A 15695-nucleotide genomic window follows, 5' to 3' on the forward strand; every position below is an offset into this window, starting at 1 on the left:
CTTCCTCAGGCCTTCTTACGGCGACGCATTTCGCTCCGGACCGACAGGCCCAGGGCATGGCTGATCAGGGCGCTTTGTTCGGCTTCGTGACGCTTGGCCAGGCCCGTGGCGGGCGAGGCGCTGGCGACGCGGCCGGCATAGCGGGGCCGGGTTACCTTGCGCTTGGCGGCGATCAGGGCTTCCTCGATCAGGCTTTCGACGAAGAACCACGACCCGTTGTTGCGCGGTTCTTCCTGGCACCAGACCACTTCTTCCAGCTGCGGCATCTTGGAGAAGCGCAGCGCCAGCGGTTCGCCGGGGAAGGGGTAGAGCTGTTCAAGGCGAATGATCTGGGTATCGTCAAGCCCGGCCGCGTCGCGGGCTTCCATCAGGTCATAGGCGACCTTGCCCGAACACAGGATCACGCGCCTGGTCTTGCTATCCTCCGCGCCGTTCCGGTCGGACAGGATTCGCTTGAAATGCGCTTCGCCCACGAACTCGCTGGCCTCGCTTCTCGCCATCGGGTGGCGCAGCAGCGATTTGGGGCTCATGATGATCAGCGGCTTGCGGAACGGACGGTGCATCTGCCGGCGCAGGCAGTGGAAATAGTTCGCCGGGCTGGTGATGTTGCAGACCTGGATATTGTCCTGCGCACACAGTTGCAGATAGCGTTCAAGCCGGGCCGAGCTGTGCTCCGGACCCTGCCCTTCATAGCCGTGCGGCAGCAGCAGGACGAGGCCATTGGCGCGCAGCCACTTCGATTCCGAACTGGCGATATACTGGTCGATCACGATCTGCGCGCCATTGGCGAAATCGCCGAACTGGGCTTCCCAGATCACCAGGCTCTTGGGATCGGCGCTGGCATAGCCGTATTCGAAACCGAGCACGCCGTATTCGGACAGCGGGCTGTCATGCACTTCGAACTTGCCGTGGGGCACCGTGGTCAAGGGCACGTATTTGTGCTCGTCGGTCTGGTCGACCCACACCGCATGGCGGTGGCTGAAAGTGCCGCGGCCCGAATCCTGCCCCGACAGGCGGACCCCGTAACCCTCCGACACCAGACTGCCAAAGGCCAGTGCTTCACCGGTCGCCCAGTCAAACCCCTGGCCTGAACTGAACATCTCACGCTTGGCGTCGAGTACACGCGCCAGCGTCTTGTGGATGGTCAGCCCTGCAGGGACCGTGGTCAAAGTGCGGCCCAGACTGTCGAACAGCTTCTGTTCGATCCCGGTATGCACATTGCGCCGCGCGGTTTCCGGGTCAGCCGGGGCGTGCAGCCCCTGCCAGCGCCCGCCGAACCAGTCGGCATGGTTGCTCTTGTAGCTTTTGGATGCTTCGAATTCCTGTTCCAGCGCGGCGACGAAATGGGCTTCCATTTCGTTTTCCTGCCCGGACGCGATCACGCCTTCCTTGGCCAGCCGCTCGGCATAGAGCTTGCTGACCGGTGGGTGCTTTCGGATCTGCTGGTACATCAGCGGCTGGGTAAAGCCGGGCTCGTCGCCTTCATTGTGGCCGAAGCGGCGATAGCACCACATGTCCACCACGATGTCGCGGCCGAAAGTCTGGCGGTAGTCGATCGCCAGCTTGCAGGCGAAAGTCACGGCTTCGGGATCATCGCCGTTGACGTGGATGATCGGGGCCATGACGCCCTTGGCCACGTCTGAAGGATAGGGCGAGCCGCGCGAAAACTGCGGGCTGGTGGTGAACCCGATCTGGTTGTTGATGATGAAGTGGATGCAGCCGCCGATGTTGTAACCCTTCACGCCGGAAAAGCCGAAGCATTCCCAGACGATCCCTTGCCCGGCAAAGGCCGCGTCGCCGTGGATCAGAATCGGCATTACCTGCTTGTGCTTGCCGGGGCCGATATCGTCACGGAACACCTGATTGGCGCGGGCCTTGCCCAGCACGATCGGGTCCACGGTTTCAAGGTGCGACGGGTTGGGGACCAGGCTCATGTGCACTTTCACCCCGTCGAATTCACGGTCGGTGCTGGTGCCCAGGTGGTACTTCACGTCGCCCGAACCGCCGACGTCTTCGGGGTTTGCGGTGCCGCCCGAAAATTCGTGGAAGATCACGCGGTACGGTTTGGCCATCACGTTGGCGAGCACGTTGAGCCGGCCGCGGTGGGCCATGCCGTAAACGATTTCGCGCACGCCGCGCTGGCCGCCGTATTTGATCACGGCTTCCAGCGCCGGGATCATCGATTCCCCGCCATCAAGCCCGAAGCGCTTGGTGCCGACATATTTGCGACCGAGGAATTTCTCGTACTGTTCGCCGCGGATCACTGCTTGCAGGATCGCCTTCTTGCCGGCGGGGGTAAAGTCGATCGACTTGTCGCCGCCTTCGATCCGTTCCTGGATAAAGCGGCGTTCCTCCACATCGGCGATGTGCATGTATTCAAAGCCGACCTTGCCGCAGTAGTTCTGCCGCAGCACGCCGACCAGTTCGCGCACAGTGGTCCATTCCAGCCCCAGCGCGCCGCCGACATAGACCTTGCGATCCAGCGCCGCACCGACGAAGCCGTGGTATTCCGGCGAAAGATCGGCCGGCAGGTTCTGGTGCGACAGGCCCAGCGGATCGAGATCGGCGGCCAGATGCCCGCGCACCCGGTAGGTGCGGATCAGCATCATCGCGCGGATTGAATCCGCTGCGGCTTCCTCTACCGCGCGGCCATCCAGCTGTGCGCCGCCCTTGGCCGCAGCCTGCTTGATCGCGGCCTGCATCTGGGTGGGATCGAGCGCGACCGTCAGATCATCGCTGGCGCTGCGCCAGTCGGCACGGCCCCAGCTTGGACCCGGCTGCGGGTCATCGGGAAGAAAATCGTGGCTTTCGTTGCCCATCGTAAGCATCGCCCTTTGGCTAGGGCGGTCCACCGGACCGCCCGTGTCTTGCTTAAAGTACTCAGGGGCAAAGACGTTCCCTGGGGAGGTCCGCTATGCCCGAAACGTGGTTAACGCTGGCTTAGGAATGCGCTCAGGGAAACCGGCTCAGACCAGTTCCTTGAGCACCTCCGCCAACGTCTCACCCAGCAGGCTGGGCGAGGAGGAGACGCGGATCCCGGCAGCTTCCATCGCCGCGATCTTGCTTTCGGCATCGCCCTTGCCGCCCGAAACGATCGCCCCGGCGTGGCCCATGCGGCGGCCCGGAGGGGCAGTGCGCCCGGCGATGAACCCGGCCATCGGCTTCTTGCGCCCGCGCTTGGCTTCGTCGATCAGGAACTGCGCGGCCTGCTCTTCCGCATCACCGCCGATTTCGCCGATCATGATGATCGATTTGGTGGCATCGTCAGCCAGGAACAGTTCCAGCACATCGATGAAATTGGTGCCGTTGACCGGGTCACCGCCGATACCCACCGCAGTGGTCTGGCCCAGACCGATGTTGGTGGTCTGGAACACGGCTTCATAAGTCAGCGTGCCCGAGCGCGAGACGACGCCGACGCTGCCCTGCTTGAAGATCGAACCGGGCATGATCCCGATCTTGCATTCGTTGGGGGTCAGCACGCCGGGGCAGTTGGGGCCGATCAGGCGGCTCTTGCTGCCCGAAAGGGCGCGCTTGACGCGGACCATGTCGAGCACCGGAATACCTTCGGTGATGCACACGATCAGTTCCATCTCGGCGTCGATCGCTTCAAGGATCGCATCGGCCGCACCCGGAGGCGGCACGTAGATGCAGCTGGCAGTCGCGCCGGTCACCGCCTTGGCTTCGGCAACGGTGTCGAACTGGGGCAGGCCCAGATGCTCGGTCCCGCCCTTGCCGGGGGTAACGCCTGCCACCATCTGCGTGCCGTAATCGAGCGCCGCCTGGGTGTGGAACGAACCGGTCGCCCCGGTCATGCCCTGGGTCAGGACCTTGGTATGCTTGTTGATCAGAATGGACATAGAGACACTCCCAAAAACTGCTGAATTACAACTTGCTGATCCGCGCGGAGGTAATCCGCACGCTTAATCCTCATCGCCGCGGGGTTCCGATCGCCTGGCTCATCAGTACCTGACCCTTGAGTCCATACTTGCGCGAAGTGGCGTCGTTACCGACGATATAGCTGATTTCGACCGAATGGCCGCTGCGCCAGCCCGGTTCCCACAGGTACTTGACCTGATCATCGGGCAGCGGTTGGGTGCCGGAAGGGCTTTTGCCCATCAGCTGGGTCAGCTCATCACCCGGCAGCGCTGCAGTCGCCTCGAAATGATAGATCCGGCAGCCGTTCGACCAGTAACCCTCGCTGTCGCGGTAGCGCGACAGGACCATCCACAAGGACCGCCCGCCAACCATCTTGCGGTATTGCCCGCCGGTATAGGTCGCGTCGGGCTCATCCCGCTTTGCGGCTTTCAGGCCCTGTTCGACCAGCAGTTGCAGGTTGGGATGGGCGCTGGGCTCCACCGCTTGCCACTTGCCCCGCTTCGCCGCCGCCTGCATCGCGTCCAGCTTGCGGACATTGCTGCATACGCCCCTGAACGCCGCAAACAGCGCGCGGTCATCTGCGGGTGGGGCGGGTGTGGCTGCAGCGACTGCGGCGAGGAGGGGGAGGACGGCTACCATGGTTCAGGCTCTTGAAGGTTCGGCCTTGCTGTAAACCGCAAGCATTCGCATGGCGGAATTCCGGAGAATTAGAGCCAAACGTTTGATATGATTGAGGTCAACACAAGTCATCCTGCGATTCCTAATGGGTCGCTGTGTGATTAAGAAGTGTGCCTGCGGCAGTTCCCAGCGCGGCAAAAGCAAATGGCGTGAGCCACCCCAAAAAGGCTTCCCGAGCGCGGTGGACTGTCAATGCAAGCATCCCAAAAAAGATCCCGAAAGCGGCCAGCGGCAGGGCGATCAGAAGCCCTAACTGAGGAGAAATCCAGGACAGCAGCGTCGCGCCGGCGAATGGCACGAACAGCCAGCATCCAATTCTCTTCAGATTAGGGCCCCGACCTTTCACGCCAGGCTCGGCTCGATCGCCTTGCACGCGGTCAGCAGCCCGCGCACTTCGCCCACCGACACGTCGAAATTGGCCTTGGCTTCGGCGTCGAGCGCGATCTCGATCACTTCTTCTGCGCCGTTCGCGCCGATCACGGTCGGGACGCCGACATAGAGCCCGTCGAGACCGTACTTGCCGTCAACATAAACCGCGCAAGGCAGGATGCGCTTCTGGTCGCCCAGATAGGCTTCGGCCATGGCGATCGCGCTGGTGGCGGGGGCATAATAGGCCGAGCCGGTCTTGAGCAGGCCGACGATTTCGCCGCCGCCGGCGCGGGTGCGCGCGACGATCGCGTCGATCGCTTCCTTGCTCGACTTGCCCATCTTGACCAGATCGTCGACCGGGATGCCCGAGACGGTGGTGTAGTTGGTGACCGGCACCATGGTATCGCCGTGGCCGCCCAGCACGAAGGCGTTGACGTCCTTGACAGAGACGCCGAATTCCCAGGCGAGGAAAGTGGCGAAGCGCGCCGAATCCAGCACACCGGCCATGCCAACCACCTTGTTGTGCGGCAGGCCCGAAAATTCGCGCAGTGCCCAGACCATCGCATCCAGCGGGTTGGTGATGCAGATCACGAAAGCATCGGGAGCGTGGGCCTTGATCCCAGCGCCCACGGCCTTCATCACGCCTAGGTTGATGCCCAGCAGGTCATCGCGGCTCATCCCCGGCTTGCGCGGGACACCGGCGGTGACGATCACTACATCCGCACCGGCAATATCGGCATAGTCGTTCGAACCGGTGACCCTGGCGTCAAACCCTTCGACCGGACCGCACTGCGACAGATCGAGCGCCTTGCCCTGGGGGATGCCTTCGGCGATGTCGAACAGGACGATGTCGCCCAGTTCCTTCTTCGCGGCGAGGTGCGCGAGCGTGCCACCGATCATGCCGGCGCCGATAAGGGCGATCTTCTTGCGAGCCATAATTCGACGATGTCCTTCCCTGAAGTGCGGGATCACGTCTGGCAAAAAGGGGCAGCCCATTCCATCCCGCTGGTGCAGGCTGTCCGGTTAATGCAGCGGCCCTAAGCCGGTGCGGATACGAATGCAAGGCTGTAAAAGGACCTAGGCAGAACTATTTGCTGATAATGGTTCGCAATAGCAATTGAAAGTCTGAGCGATGTTTCGGCCCTGCCGATCCTCCCCCTCGGGGGGAGGTGGCAGCCCACAGGGCAGACGGAGGGGGGCTGATCAGCAGATGCCGCGTCAGCGGCTGCGCGCTGCCGCGCGCAAATCCGTTCGCCCCCTTCCGCCTCGCTACGCTCGACACCTCCCCCGGTGGGGGAGGATCTGGTGGTGTCAATCCGCCGGTTCGATCCGCGCGGCCAGGGCCATGGCCATGCGGCGATCGAGCGCGCGGCAAATCTCGGTCCAGTGGGTGCAGGCGGCCGCGTCGCTTTGGCGGTGCGCTTCCATGGCATTGTCCCGCGCCACTTGCGCAGCACGCAGGCCGTGCTGCGCAAAGTGCTTGAGCGCGTCACGCAGCAGCACATCACGGCCCGTCGGCGCATTATCGTTTGCCGCCCGGGCCGTCAGCCTTGCATGACCGGCCGGCCCGGTCAGGACCGACATGGCGCGTTGAGCAGCGGCGAAACGGATCGACATAGGCAAGCGGACTCGGCGTTGTTGGCGACTGTCCGCAGCCCTAGCGCCGGGGCCGCTAAGGGAGTGTTCCGCGCTATGGTTGCCAGGTTTTAACCTTGTTTGGGGTGAGAAAAAAATGAACTCAAAACCAAAGGAAACGTCCGTTCGTGTCGAGCGAAGTCGAGACACGGCAGCGCTGCGTCAGCGTGTCTCGACTTCGCTCGACACGAACGGTGACATTGAGACTTTTTGGAACCTAATTCCCGCTGCTTGATCCCGGCTGGTTGATCCAGCGCCCGGAATTCTCGAACTCGGGCCGCACGGTGCTGACGCTGGGGGGGAGCTTGTCGGCGCGGTAGAGCGCTTCGCCGCCGCGCCGGGCGACTTCGCTGGAATAAGACGGAGGCGGGGCGGCTCTGACCGGGACGACACCGCCGCCCGCGACCGGGGTTACCGCGCCGCCTTGCGCCGCCTTCAGGCCGGCATCGAAGGCCTTCTGGATCGCCAGCGGATCAAGCGCGATCTCTGCCGCCTTGTCAGCCGTGGCGGTGCGGGCGTGAGGGCCGGGCAGCGGTTCGGACCCGCGATAGGCAAAGCGGAACGCGCCCGGTTGGCCGGCCGAACCGTTAAAGCGATAGAACCGGTGCGCCCCGATGGTGGTGATATGGAACAGGCTGGGCGCCCAATAGGGATGCACCGCGATGGTGTGGTAATGGGTGGCCAGACCCACGCTGCGCTCGACATAGCCAGACAAGGCGGCCTGCGCGGTCATCATCGCGCGGGCCCAGAACTGGCGGTTGGGAATGCGGGCCAGCGATCCATCGCAGGTAAAGCTGAACTGGCAGCCGGTGCTGCGTTCCGACCCCTGATAGACCACCCCGCAGACCGTGTTCGGATAGCTGGGATGGGCCACGCGGTTGAGCACGACCTGCGCCACGGCGCGCTGGCCCTGATCGCTCTCGCTGGCGGCTTCGTAATAGATCGCGGCGGTCAGGCAATCGACCGCGCGGCCGCGATCGACGCCGGAATTGTCGATCCGGATCGCCCGCGCAATCGGCCCGGCCATCGGATCGACCAGCAGCGGCGCGTTTTCGGCGTCGGAATGGATCCCTTCGACCAGCGGCGGCAGCACTTCGTCCTGCGCCAGATAGTAAAAGGCCGAACCCGGGAAGCTTTCACCCAGCTTCTCAAACGGCATCGGGTCGATCCGCACCTGGGCTTCTCCGGCATTGCCGATCCCCAGGCTTTGCCAGGCATCGGGCCGGGCGATCGCGGGCACTGCCACCGCCGCCAGCAGCACAAGTGCCCGCCGGCCCCAATGCCGCCGCTGGCCCCGCATGCCCACGGTGCGGTGGCGCGCGTTGCTGAACCGCGCGGCAAAATCGCGCGGTTTGGGTTCATAGGGCAGGGGCAGCAAACGGGTCATTCGGGCCTTGGTTTGGTTACGCGCCTTCGCGCGTAAGCCGGATACGCCCCACCCCGCCACGCCGCATTTCGCGCCGTGCCGAACCGGGACAGGTCTGGGGGGCTTAGCGGGAAGCGGTTAAAGAACAGGTCAATGTGAGGTTTGAATGGTTCACGCAGAGACGCGGAGAAGAAAGGGAGGCGCGGAGATGGTGTGTTGAGCCGAAGGCTCTTGTCCAATCCCTACCTGGCGGTTTGCGGCCAGATTGGGAAGGAAGGCGGCTTCGCCGCGAGGGCTAGCCCGCTGCGTCTCCCTTTCTTCTCCGCGTCTCTGCGTGAACTATCCCCTGCTCTCCGCCCCCGCTTGCCCCGATCCCGCAAAAGGCGTAAAGCGCGGCCCGCGTCATAGGTTGTCCGGGTGACCGGACCTAAGAGGGAAGGAGGTGCGATACCTCCGCTGCCCCCGCAACTGTGACCGGGGAGCGACGTCCCACTATGCCACTGGCCGCCCTTCGGGAGAGCTGGGAAGGCGGGACGAAGCTTTGATCCGGGAGCCAGTAGACCTGCCCATGACGGTCGTTCCGCAGCCGGGCGGGGTGTACCGGGTGCAGGCAGGGACCAGCGATTTCGTGCTGGCCGCCTCGCCATGAACGGCGTTCCGTTCATGTGTTGAGGACTGACTATGAAATATCTGTTGTCGCTGACCGCTTCGCTGTGCGTTGCCGCTCCTGCCTGGGCGCAGGTGGCTGAGGAAGAGGCGAGCCTCGCCGATCCGGCATATTGCTCGCCACGTCTGGCCAATGATTGCTTGGACGGCTTGATCGACCAGATCACTGGCAGCCGCATTCCCGATACCCAGATCGTAGTGGTCGGATCAGGCTCCACCCAGCGCATTGCCGATACTGGCCAATCGATCAGCGTGATCGGCGCGGCTGAACTGGCCTCGATCCAGGGTCCGGACCTGACCCGCGTGCTCGAACGGTTGCCCGGAGTGACCATGGCCCGCTCCGGCCCGCTCGGCAGCCAGACCGCGGTGTTCGTGCGCGGCGCACCTTCACAGCAATTGCTGGTGACGCTGGACGGAGTGCGGCTGGAAGATGCCGCCGCGCCGTCAGGCGGGTTTGACCTTGGCACCATGTTGCCCGGCGGGATCGGCAAGATCGAACTGCTGCGCGGCTCCAACTCGGTGGTCTGGGGTTCGGCGGCAATGGGCGGGGTCATGGCACTGACCAGCGAGCGCTTCAACGGCGTGAAGGCCGGGGTCGAATACGGTTCGAACGAGACCGTCAGCGCCGATGCCACGGCGGGCATGGCGGGCGAGGGCTACAATGTCACCGCATCGGGCGGCTATGTCGATACCGACGGGATTTCGGCTTTTGCGCCGGGCACTGAAAAGGACGGCTTCCGCCAGTGGCACACCAATTTGCGCGGGGAAGCGCAATTGGCGGGTGACCTGTGGGTCAATGCTGCTGCGCGCTATGCTGACAGCAAGGTCCACTTCGATGGCTTTCCTGCGCCGTTCTACAGCTTTGCCGATACGCCCGAATATCAGACGACCAAGCAGGGTTCGGGGCGGCTGGGGCTGGCCTACAACGACGGCAGCCTCAACCTGCAAGGCGGTATGGCCTATAGCGACACCCGTCGCGCCTATTTCGATCCGACCTTTGGCAGCGCGGCCAACTTCACCACCAAGGGCCGCAGCTGGCGCGCGGATTTTACCGGGCGCGCTGATCTGGCCGAAAGCGTCTCGCTCGATTTCGGAGCGGACAGCGAATGGACCCGGTTTGAAACCATGTTCGATCCGCAGCAAGATGCCCGGCTGAGCAGCGGGCACATGTTGCTGGGTTATCACGCGGGCGGGCTCAACCTGTCGGGCGGGGTGCGGGTGGACGATTCCGACCGGTTCGGCAGCCACTGGACCTTCGGCGCGAACGGTTCGGTCGAACTGGCCGAGGGGCTGCGCCTGCGCGCCTCTTATGGCGAAGGGTTCAAGGCCCCCACGCTCAGTCAGCTTTACGGCTTTGGCAAGAATGAAAAGCTCAAGCCCGAAATCAGCAAGGCCTATGATGTTGCAATCGAACTGGGCGACCGCAATGCCCGGCAGCATCTGGCGCTGACGCTGTTCCGGCGGGATTCAACCAACCTGATCGATTACGTCTTTCCGGCGGGCTACTTCAACACCGGCCGCACCCGCGCGCAGGGGTTTGAAGTGGAAGGCGGCTGGACGCTCAGCGACACCTTCCAGGCGCGTGCGGCCTATAGCTATACCAAGGCCACTGACCGTGCCACTGGCAGAGACCTGCCCCGCCGCCCGCGCAATGCGGTTTCCGCCGGGCTGGACTGGACCACGCCGCTGGCGGGCATGAAGCTGGGTGCGGATGTGCGGCTGGTTTCGGACAGCTTTGACAATGCCGGGAACACCCGGCGGCTGGATGGCTACGGCCTTGTCACCCTGCGCGCCAGTGTGCCGCTGCCGGGCGGGTTTGAACTGTATGGCCGGGTCGAAAACCTCGGCAATGCCAAGTACCAGACCGTCGCCGACTACGGCACCTATGGCCGCACCGGCACCGTCGGGGTCAGGGCGAAGTGGTGAAGCAAAACCAGATCCTCTCCATTTTCGGCGAATGCCGCAAATGGGGAGGTGGCAGCGGCGTCAAGCCGCTGACGGAGGGGCCTCGGCGCCAGCGTCGCAGCCCCTCCGTCAGCCCTGCGGGCTGCCACCTCCCCATTTGGCTCCGCAAAATGGAGAGGATCAAGGTCTGTCTTCTCCCCCTGATCCTCACCGCCTGCACCGCCACCCCGGCACAGGAAGCCGCGCAGCAAGCGCCGCTGCGGATCGCCAGCCTTAACCCCTGCAGCGATGCGATCCTGGCCGAAGTGGCCGATCCGGCGCAGATCGCGGGGCTTTCCAGTTACTCCAGCGATCCCGCCTCCAGCTCGATGGATATCGCCACCGCGCGGCGGTTCGCGGCGCTGGGGGACAGCGTGGAGGAAGTGGCGGCGGTGCGGCCCGATCTGGTGCTGACCACCAATTTCATGGCCCCCGCCAGCGCCCGCGCGCTGGAGCGGATGGGAATGCGGCTGGAACGGGTCGGCATGGCCCCCAGCGTTGCGGACAGCTATGCCCAGATCCGCCAGATCGCGCGGATCGCGGGCCATCCCGAACGCGGTGAGGCACTGGTGCGGCGGATCGAGGCCGCGCTAGCAGCCGCCGCCCCGCCGCCGGACGCTCAGCCGATCCCGGCGCTGGTCTGGCAATCGGGCGGGATGGTGCCGGGGCAGGACACGATGATTTCGCAGCTGCTGGCGCGCACCGGCTTTGCCAATGTGGCCGGCGACATGGGGTTGAAGCAGGCCGATCTGCTGCCGCTGGAACGCGTGCTGGCGCGGCCACCGCAAGTGATCCTGACCGCCGGGAACCTGCACGGCAACGAAGACCGCCTGCTGCGCCATCCGGCTTTGGCCAGCCTGACCGGCACCGCCCGCGCGCGGCTTGACCCCAGCCTGCTGTGGTGCGGCGGGCCGACCATCGTGCGTGCGGCGGAGCGACTGGCCGAGGTGCGCAGAGCCATGACGCGCACCACCCCCCAATCCCCTCCTCTGAAGAGGAGGGGGAGCATCAGTGAAGCCCCCTCCTCTTCAGAGGAGGGGGTTGGGGGTGGTGGCCGCCCACACAACATTTTGGGGGCAGCGCGATGACCCGCCTCAACCTTACCCTCCTGATCGCTCTCGCCGTGCTGGTGCCGCTGTCACTGCTCGCGGGGCGGGTGTGGATCGACCCCACCGGAACGACCATCCCCCACGCCGCGACGATCCTGATGGAACTGCGCCTGCCGCGCGCCATGCTGGCGCTCACGCTGGGCGCGGGGCTGGGCGCGGCGGGGGCGGCGATGCAGGGGTACTTGCGCAACCCGCTGGCCGATCCGGGGCTATTCGGGATCGCCCCCGGGGCAGCGCTGGGCGCGGTGCTGAGCTTCTGGACCGGCTGGGCGGCGACGGGCTGGGCCTTGCCGCTGTTCGCGCTGATCGGTGCAGGCGGGGCGATGGCTTTGCTGGGGCTGATTGCCGGGCGCAGTGGGGGCGTGTTGCTGTTCACGCTGGCGGGGATGATTATTGCCAGTCTGGCCGGGGCCTTGATGAGCCTTGCGATCAGCCTGTCGCCCACGCCCTTTGCGATGAGCGAGATCGTGACCTGGCTGATGGGCGCGCTGGCCGATCGCAGCTGGGCCGAGGTATGGATCGCCGCGCCGCTGACCGCGCTGGGGATCGCGGCCTTGATGCTCGCGGGCCGCGCGCTCGATGCGTTGACGCTGGGCGAACTGGCAGCCCGCTCGCTGGGGATGGACCCGCGCCGCTTGCAGATGCTGATGATTGGCGGCGTCGGGCTGACCGTGGGGAGCGGGGTGGCGGTGGCCGGGATCATCGGCTTTGTCGGCCTGATGGTGCCGCATTTCGTCCGCCCGTTTACCGACCGGCGGCCCTCGCAGCTGATCGTGCCGTCGGCGCTTGCCGGAGCCTTGCTGCTGCTGGTGGCGGATTGCCTGTGCCGGGTGCTGCCTTTGGCGGGCGGAGAACTGCGGCTGGGGATCGCCTTGTCATTGCTGGGCGCGCCATTCTTTCTGGCGCTGCTGCTGCGCATGAAGCGGGAGCTGGCGTGATGCTCGCCGCGCAGAACCTTACGCTCGCAGGGCGGCTGGCCGGGATTACCACCGAGCTTCATCCCGGCGAGGTCACCGCGATCTGCGGCCCCAATGGCGCGGGAAAGAGCTCGCTGCTGGCGGCGCTCGCCGGACTGCTGGCGGGCGATCAGGGCGCAGCCATGCTGGATGGCGCGGCGCTGTCCGCCCTGCCGCTGGACAAGCGCGCGCAGCAGATCGGCTATTTGCCGCAGAGCGCCGATGTGGCCTGGGACGTCAGCGTGGAAACGCTGGTTGCGTTGGGACGGCTGCCGTGGCGCACCGGCGGAGCACAGGATCACGCGGCGGTCGAAGCCGCGATTGCGGCGATGCAGCTGGGCGCGCTGCGCCAGCGTGCGGTATCGCAGTTGTCAGGCGGCGAACGCGCGCGCGCCTTGCTGGCGCGGGTGCTGGCCGGAGAGCCGCGCTGGTTGCTGGCCGACGAGCCGCTCGCCAACCTCGATCTGGCGCACCAGCTGGCCCTGCTCGCCCATTTCCGCGCCCTGGCAGAGCGCGGGCCGGGGGTGGTGCTGGTGCTGCACGATCTGGCCCAGGCAATGAACCACGCCGACCGGGTGCTGGTGCTGAGCGGCGGCGCGCTGGTGGAAGATGGCCCGCCGCAGCAGGCGCTGCGCAGTGAAGCAATTGCGCGGCACTGGGGGGTGCAGGCGCAGTGGCTGGGGGAACGCGGCGCGCGGGCGCTGGCGATCATTTAAACCCGTTACCCCTCCGTCAGCCCTGACGGGCTGCCACCTCCCCATTTGTAGCATTCGCCAAAAATGGGAAGGATCAAGGCAAGGTCCTTCCCAAATTCGCGCAGCGCATTTGGGGAGGGGGACCGCCCGCGCAGCGGGTGGTGGAGGGGTAAAGCCCCCCAGCTGTCCCGCAATGCCGTGCCTTACCAGATCTTGGCGCGCTTTTCTGGCGGGATGTACATCTTGTCGCCCGGCTGGATACCCCAGGCCTGATACCACGCCTCAAGATTGCGCAGCGGGGCGATGGTGCGATAGCGCGCCGGGCTGTGCGGATCGGTGGTCACCTGATTGCGCAGCGAATCCTCGCGCGCCTTGCTGCGCCAGACCTGCGCATAGCCCAGGAAGAAGCGCTGATCGCCGGTCAGTCCGTCGATCACCGGGGCTTCCTTGCCGCCCAGCGCGTGCTTGTAGGCATCATAGGCGACGCTGAGCCCGGCAAAGTCGGCGATGTTTTCGCCCATGGTCAGGTCCGGGTTGATAAAGGCACCGGGCACCACTTCGAACGCGGCATATTGCGCGCCAAAGATCTTGGCTTCGGCATTGAAGCGTTCGCCGTCCTCCGGCGTCCACCAGTCGCGCACCGCACCGGCCGCGTCGATCTTGCGGCCCTGATCGTCAAAGCCGTGACTGATCTCGTGCCCGATCACCACCCCGATCGCGCCATAGTTGACCGCCATGTCGGCGTTGAGATCAAAGAAGGGGGCCTGCAGGATCCCGGCCGGGAACACGATCTTGTTTTCAAGGCCCCCGTTATAGGCATTCACGGTCTGCGGGAACATGCCCCACAGCTTGCGGTCAACCTTCTGGCCCAGCTGGCTCATCTGGTAATCGGCGTTGAAACGCGTGGCACTGGCCACCGAGCCATAGAGGTCTGCGGCGTCAGCCTTGACCCCGCTGTAATCACGCCACTTGTCGGGATAACCGACCATCACGTCCATCTTGGCCAGCTTTTCCAGCGCGGCCAGCTTGGTCGGTTCGCTCATCCAGCTGTTGGTCTTGATCCGCCCGGCCATGGCCACTTTCAGATTGGCGACCAGAGCTTCCATCCGGTTTTTGGCCAGCGGCGGAAAATGCTGCGCGACATAGGCCTGGCCGACCAGTTCACCCAGCGAGGTATTGACCAGATCGACCGCCCGCTTCCAGCGCGGACGGTTCTGGGTCACGCCCGAGATCGAACTGGTAAAGGCAAACCGGCTGTCGACCATCTGCTTGTTCAGGTACGGCGCGGCCTGGTCGGCGACGTGGAATTCCTGCCACAGCTTGAGCACGTCAAGCGGGGTCGCTTCCACCAGCTTGGCAATCGCGCGGATCGCGGTGTTTTCGTTGACGATCATCCGCTGCTGCTCGGGCAGACTGGCTCCGGCAAAGAATGCGTCCCAATCGAGCCCGGGGGCATAGGCCTTGAGCGCGGCAGTGGAATAGGGGTTGTTGATCAGCTGGATCTGACGGCTCTGATCGGAATCCCAGCTGAGCGCCGCCACTTCGGTTTCAAACGCCATCACTTGCGCCGCAGCCGCCTTGGGATCGGCCTTGCCCAGCGCCCGCATGGTGCGTTCGACATAGGCGTAATAGGCCCCCCGCTGCTTGGCGAACTGGGCATTGAAGTAATAGTCCTTCTCGGGCAGGCCCAGCCCGCCCTGGCTCATCCACAGGACGTTGATTTCGGGATTGGCAGTATCGGCATAAGGGCCGAAATTGAACAGGGTGGAGCCGAATTTGGCATAGGTGCTGCCCATGTGGCGGGCGAATTCGCTCTTGTCGGAAATTGCCTGGACCGCAGCGATATCCGCCATCAGCGGCTTCAGCCCGGCGCGTTCGATCCGGCCTTCATCGAGGAACGCGGTATAAAGCGCGCCGAACTTGGTCCCGGCCGGAGCATCGGTGATCAGCTTCTGCACCTGGGCCTGCACGTCTTCACGCAAATTGGCGAAGGAACCGGTGCTGGGCCGGTCAGACGGGATCGTGGTCTTGTCGATCCACGCGCCCGAGGCATAGCGTTCAAAATCGTCTCCCGGCTTGGCCGCGGTATCACGCGCGGCCAGATCAACCCCGAAAGTGCCGATCTGCGGATGGCCGACCACGACGATCTCCGCACCGGGTTCCGCCGGTGCATTCTCAGCGCGGACCGGCGCGGTGGCCAGCAGCAGCGCCATGGTGGAAGCGGACAGCAGTGCGGCTTTGAATCTCGACATGACCATGCTCCTGAAATTCCCCTGATGGCCGCCCCGGTATCAAGCAGCCCAATACCCCCGCCGAACGCACGTTCCGCGCACCGGCGCGACCAAGCTTCGACGAAGGGTGTGCTTGGATCGATAAAGGGGGTGGGGGGCAAGGGAAATGC

The 15695-nt window shown here is 64.8% G+C and carries 11 protein-coding genes and 1 riboswitch; of the genes, 4 read left to right on the forward strand and 7 right to left on the reverse strand.

Annotation, left to right across the window (positions count from 1 at the left end; genetic code table 11):
• Positions 1–5 precede the first annotated feature (5 nt).
• From MNBBLIKP_RS09515 to MNBBLIKP_RS09540, 6 genes are all read right to left on the reverse strand, one after another.
• The gene (locus tag MNBBLIKP_RS09515) at positions 6–2819 is read right to left on the reverse strand and encodes a 2-oxoglutarate dehydrogenase E1 component (RefSeq protein ID WP_088309873.1); all 2814 of its coding nucleotides are present in this window, start codon (positions 2817–2819) and stop codon (positions 6–8) included.
• Positions 2820–2966: 147 nt separating this feature from the next.
• On the reverse strand, positions 2967–3857 hold the full coding sequence (gene sucD / locus MNBBLIKP_RS09520; protein ID WP_088309834.1) for a succinate--CoA ligase subunit alpha: 891 nt from the start codon (positions 3855–3857) through the stop codon (positions 2967–2969).
• Between the two features lie 70 nt (positions 3858–3927).
• Positions 3928–4515, reverse strand: coding sequence for a hypothetical protein (locus tag MNBBLIKP_RS09525; RefSeq protein WP_088309836.1), 588 nt, complete (start codon positions 4513–4515; stop codon positions 3928–3930).
• A 381-nt stretch (positions 4516–4896) separates the two neighbouring features.
• Entirely contained in the window at positions 4897–5859 is a 963-nt protein-coding gene (mdh, locus tag MNBBLIKP_RS09530) for a malate dehydrogenase (RefSeq protein WP_088309838.1), read from the reverse strand.
• A 375-nt stretch (positions 5860–6234) separates the two neighbouring features.
• The gene (locus tag MNBBLIKP_RS09535; RefSeq protein WP_088309875.1) at positions 6235–6507 is read right to left on the reverse strand and encodes a hypothetical protein; all 273 of its coding nucleotides are present in this window, start codon (positions 6505–6507) and stop codon (positions 6235–6237) included.
• Positions 6508–6775: 268 nt separating this feature from the next.
• Positions 6776–7945: a cell wall hydrolase gene (locus tag MNBBLIKP_RS09540; protein WP_088309840.1), complete on the reverse strand. Its 1170-nt coding sequence runs from the start codon at positions 7943–7945 to the stop codon at positions 6776–6778.
• Between the two features lie 368 nt (positions 7946–8313).
• A riboswitch (cobalamin riboswitch) is annotated at positions 8314–8508 on the forward strand.
• A 97-nt stretch (positions 8509–8605) separates the two neighbouring features.
• On the opposite strand from MNBBLIKP_RS09540, the gene MNBBLIKP_RS09545 reads away from it, so the two are divergent.
• The 4 genes from MNBBLIKP_RS09545 (at position 8606) to MNBBLIKP_RS09560 (ending at position 13315) form a co-directional block, all read left to right on the forward strand.
• Complete coding sequence (locus MNBBLIKP_RS09545) at positions 8606–10516, forward strand: TonB-dependent receptor plug domain-containing protein (protein ID WP_088309842.1); 1911 nt, start codon at positions 8606–8608, stop codon at positions 10514–10516.
• Between the two features lie 149 nt (positions 10517–10665).
• Complete coding sequence (locus MNBBLIKP_RS09550; RefSeq protein ID WP_088309844.1) at positions 10666–11622, forward strand: ABC transporter substrate-binding protein; 957 nt, start codon at positions 10666–10668, stop codon at positions 11620–11622.
• Complete coding sequence (locus MNBBLIKP_RS09555; RefSeq protein ID WP_088309846.1) at positions 11619–12581, forward strand: FecCD family ABC transporter permease; 963 nt, start codon at positions 11619–11621, stop codon at positions 12579–12581. The genes MNBBLIKP_RS09550 and MNBBLIKP_RS09555 overlap by 4 nt, the downstream gene beginning before the upstream one ends.
• Positions 12581–13315, forward strand: coding sequence for an ABC transporter ATP-binding protein (locus MNBBLIKP_RS09560; RefSeq protein WP_088309848.1), 735 nt, complete (start codon positions 12581–12583; stop codon positions 13313–13315). Before MNBBLIKP_RS09555 ends, MNBBLIKP_RS09560 begins: the two co-directional genes overlap by 1 nt.
• Before the next feature lie 182 nt (positions 13316–13497).
• Here the strand turns inward: MNBBLIKP_RS09560 and MNBBLIKP_RS09565 are convergent, their stop codons facing one another.
• Positions 13498–15546, reverse strand: a complete 2049-nt coding sequence (locus tag MNBBLIKP_RS09565) for a M13 family metallopeptidase (protein WP_088309877.1) — start codon at positions 15544–15546, stop codon at positions 13498–13500.
• Positions 15547–15695: the final 149 nt, after the last annotated feature.

Origin of the sequence: Novosphingobium sp. B 225 (assembly GCF_002198665.1) — a bacterium.
Lineage (GTDB): Bacteria > Pseudomonadota > Alphaproteobacteria > Sphingomonadales > Sphingomonadaceae > Novosphingobium.

What these genes read in the sequence shown, in the direction of transcription:
- MNBBLIKP_RS09515 (WP_088309873.1), bottom strand. Translation starts at nt 2,819, where the DNA reads ATGGGCAACGAAAGCCACGATTTTCTTCCCGATGACCCGCAGCCGGGT.
- sucD (WP_088309834.1), bottom strand. Translation starts at nt 3,857, where the DNA reads ATGTCCATTCTGATCAACAAGCATACCAAGGTCCTGACCCAGGGCATG.
- MNBBLIKP_RS09525 (WP_088309836.1), bottom strand. Translation starts at nt 4,515, where the DNA reads ATGGTAGCCGTCCTCCCCCTCCTCGCCGCAGTCGCTGCAGCCACACCC.
- mdh (WP_088309838.1), bottom strand. Translation starts at nt 5,859, where the DNA reads ATGGCTCGCAAGAAGATCGCCCTTATCGGCGCCGGCATGATCGGTGGC.
- MNBBLIKP_RS09535 (WP_088309875.1), bottom strand. Translation starts at nt 6,507, where the DNA reads ATGTCGGTCCTGACCGGGCCGGCCGGTCATGCAAGGCTGACGGCCCGG.
- MNBBLIKP_RS09540 (WP_088309840.1), bottom strand. Translation starts at nt 7,945, where the DNA reads ATGACCCGTTTGCTGCCCCTGCCCTATGAACCCAAACCGCGCGATTTT.
- MNBBLIKP_RS09545 (WP_088309842.1), top strand. Translation starts at nt 8,606, where the DNA reads ATGAAATATCTGTTGTCGCTGACCGCTTCGCTGTGCGTTGCCGCTCCT.
- MNBBLIKP_RS09550 (WP_088309844.1), top strand. Translation starts at nt 10,666, where the DNA reads ATGGAGAGGATCAAGGTCTGTCTTCTCCCCCTGATCCTCACCGCCTGC.
- MNBBLIKP_RS09555 (WP_088309846.1), top strand. Translation starts at nt 11,619, where the DNA reads ATGACCCGCCTCAACCTTACCCTCCTGATCGCTCTCGCCGTGCTGGTG.
- MNBBLIKP_RS09560 (WP_088309848.1), top strand. Translation starts at nt 12,581, where the DNA reads ATGCTCGCCGCGCAGAACCTTACGCTCGCAGGGCGGCTGGCCGGGATT.
- MNBBLIKP_RS09565 (WP_088309877.1), bottom strand. Translation starts at nt 15,546, where the DNA reads ATGTCGAGATTCAAAGCCGCACTGCTGTCCGCTTCCACCATGGCGCTG.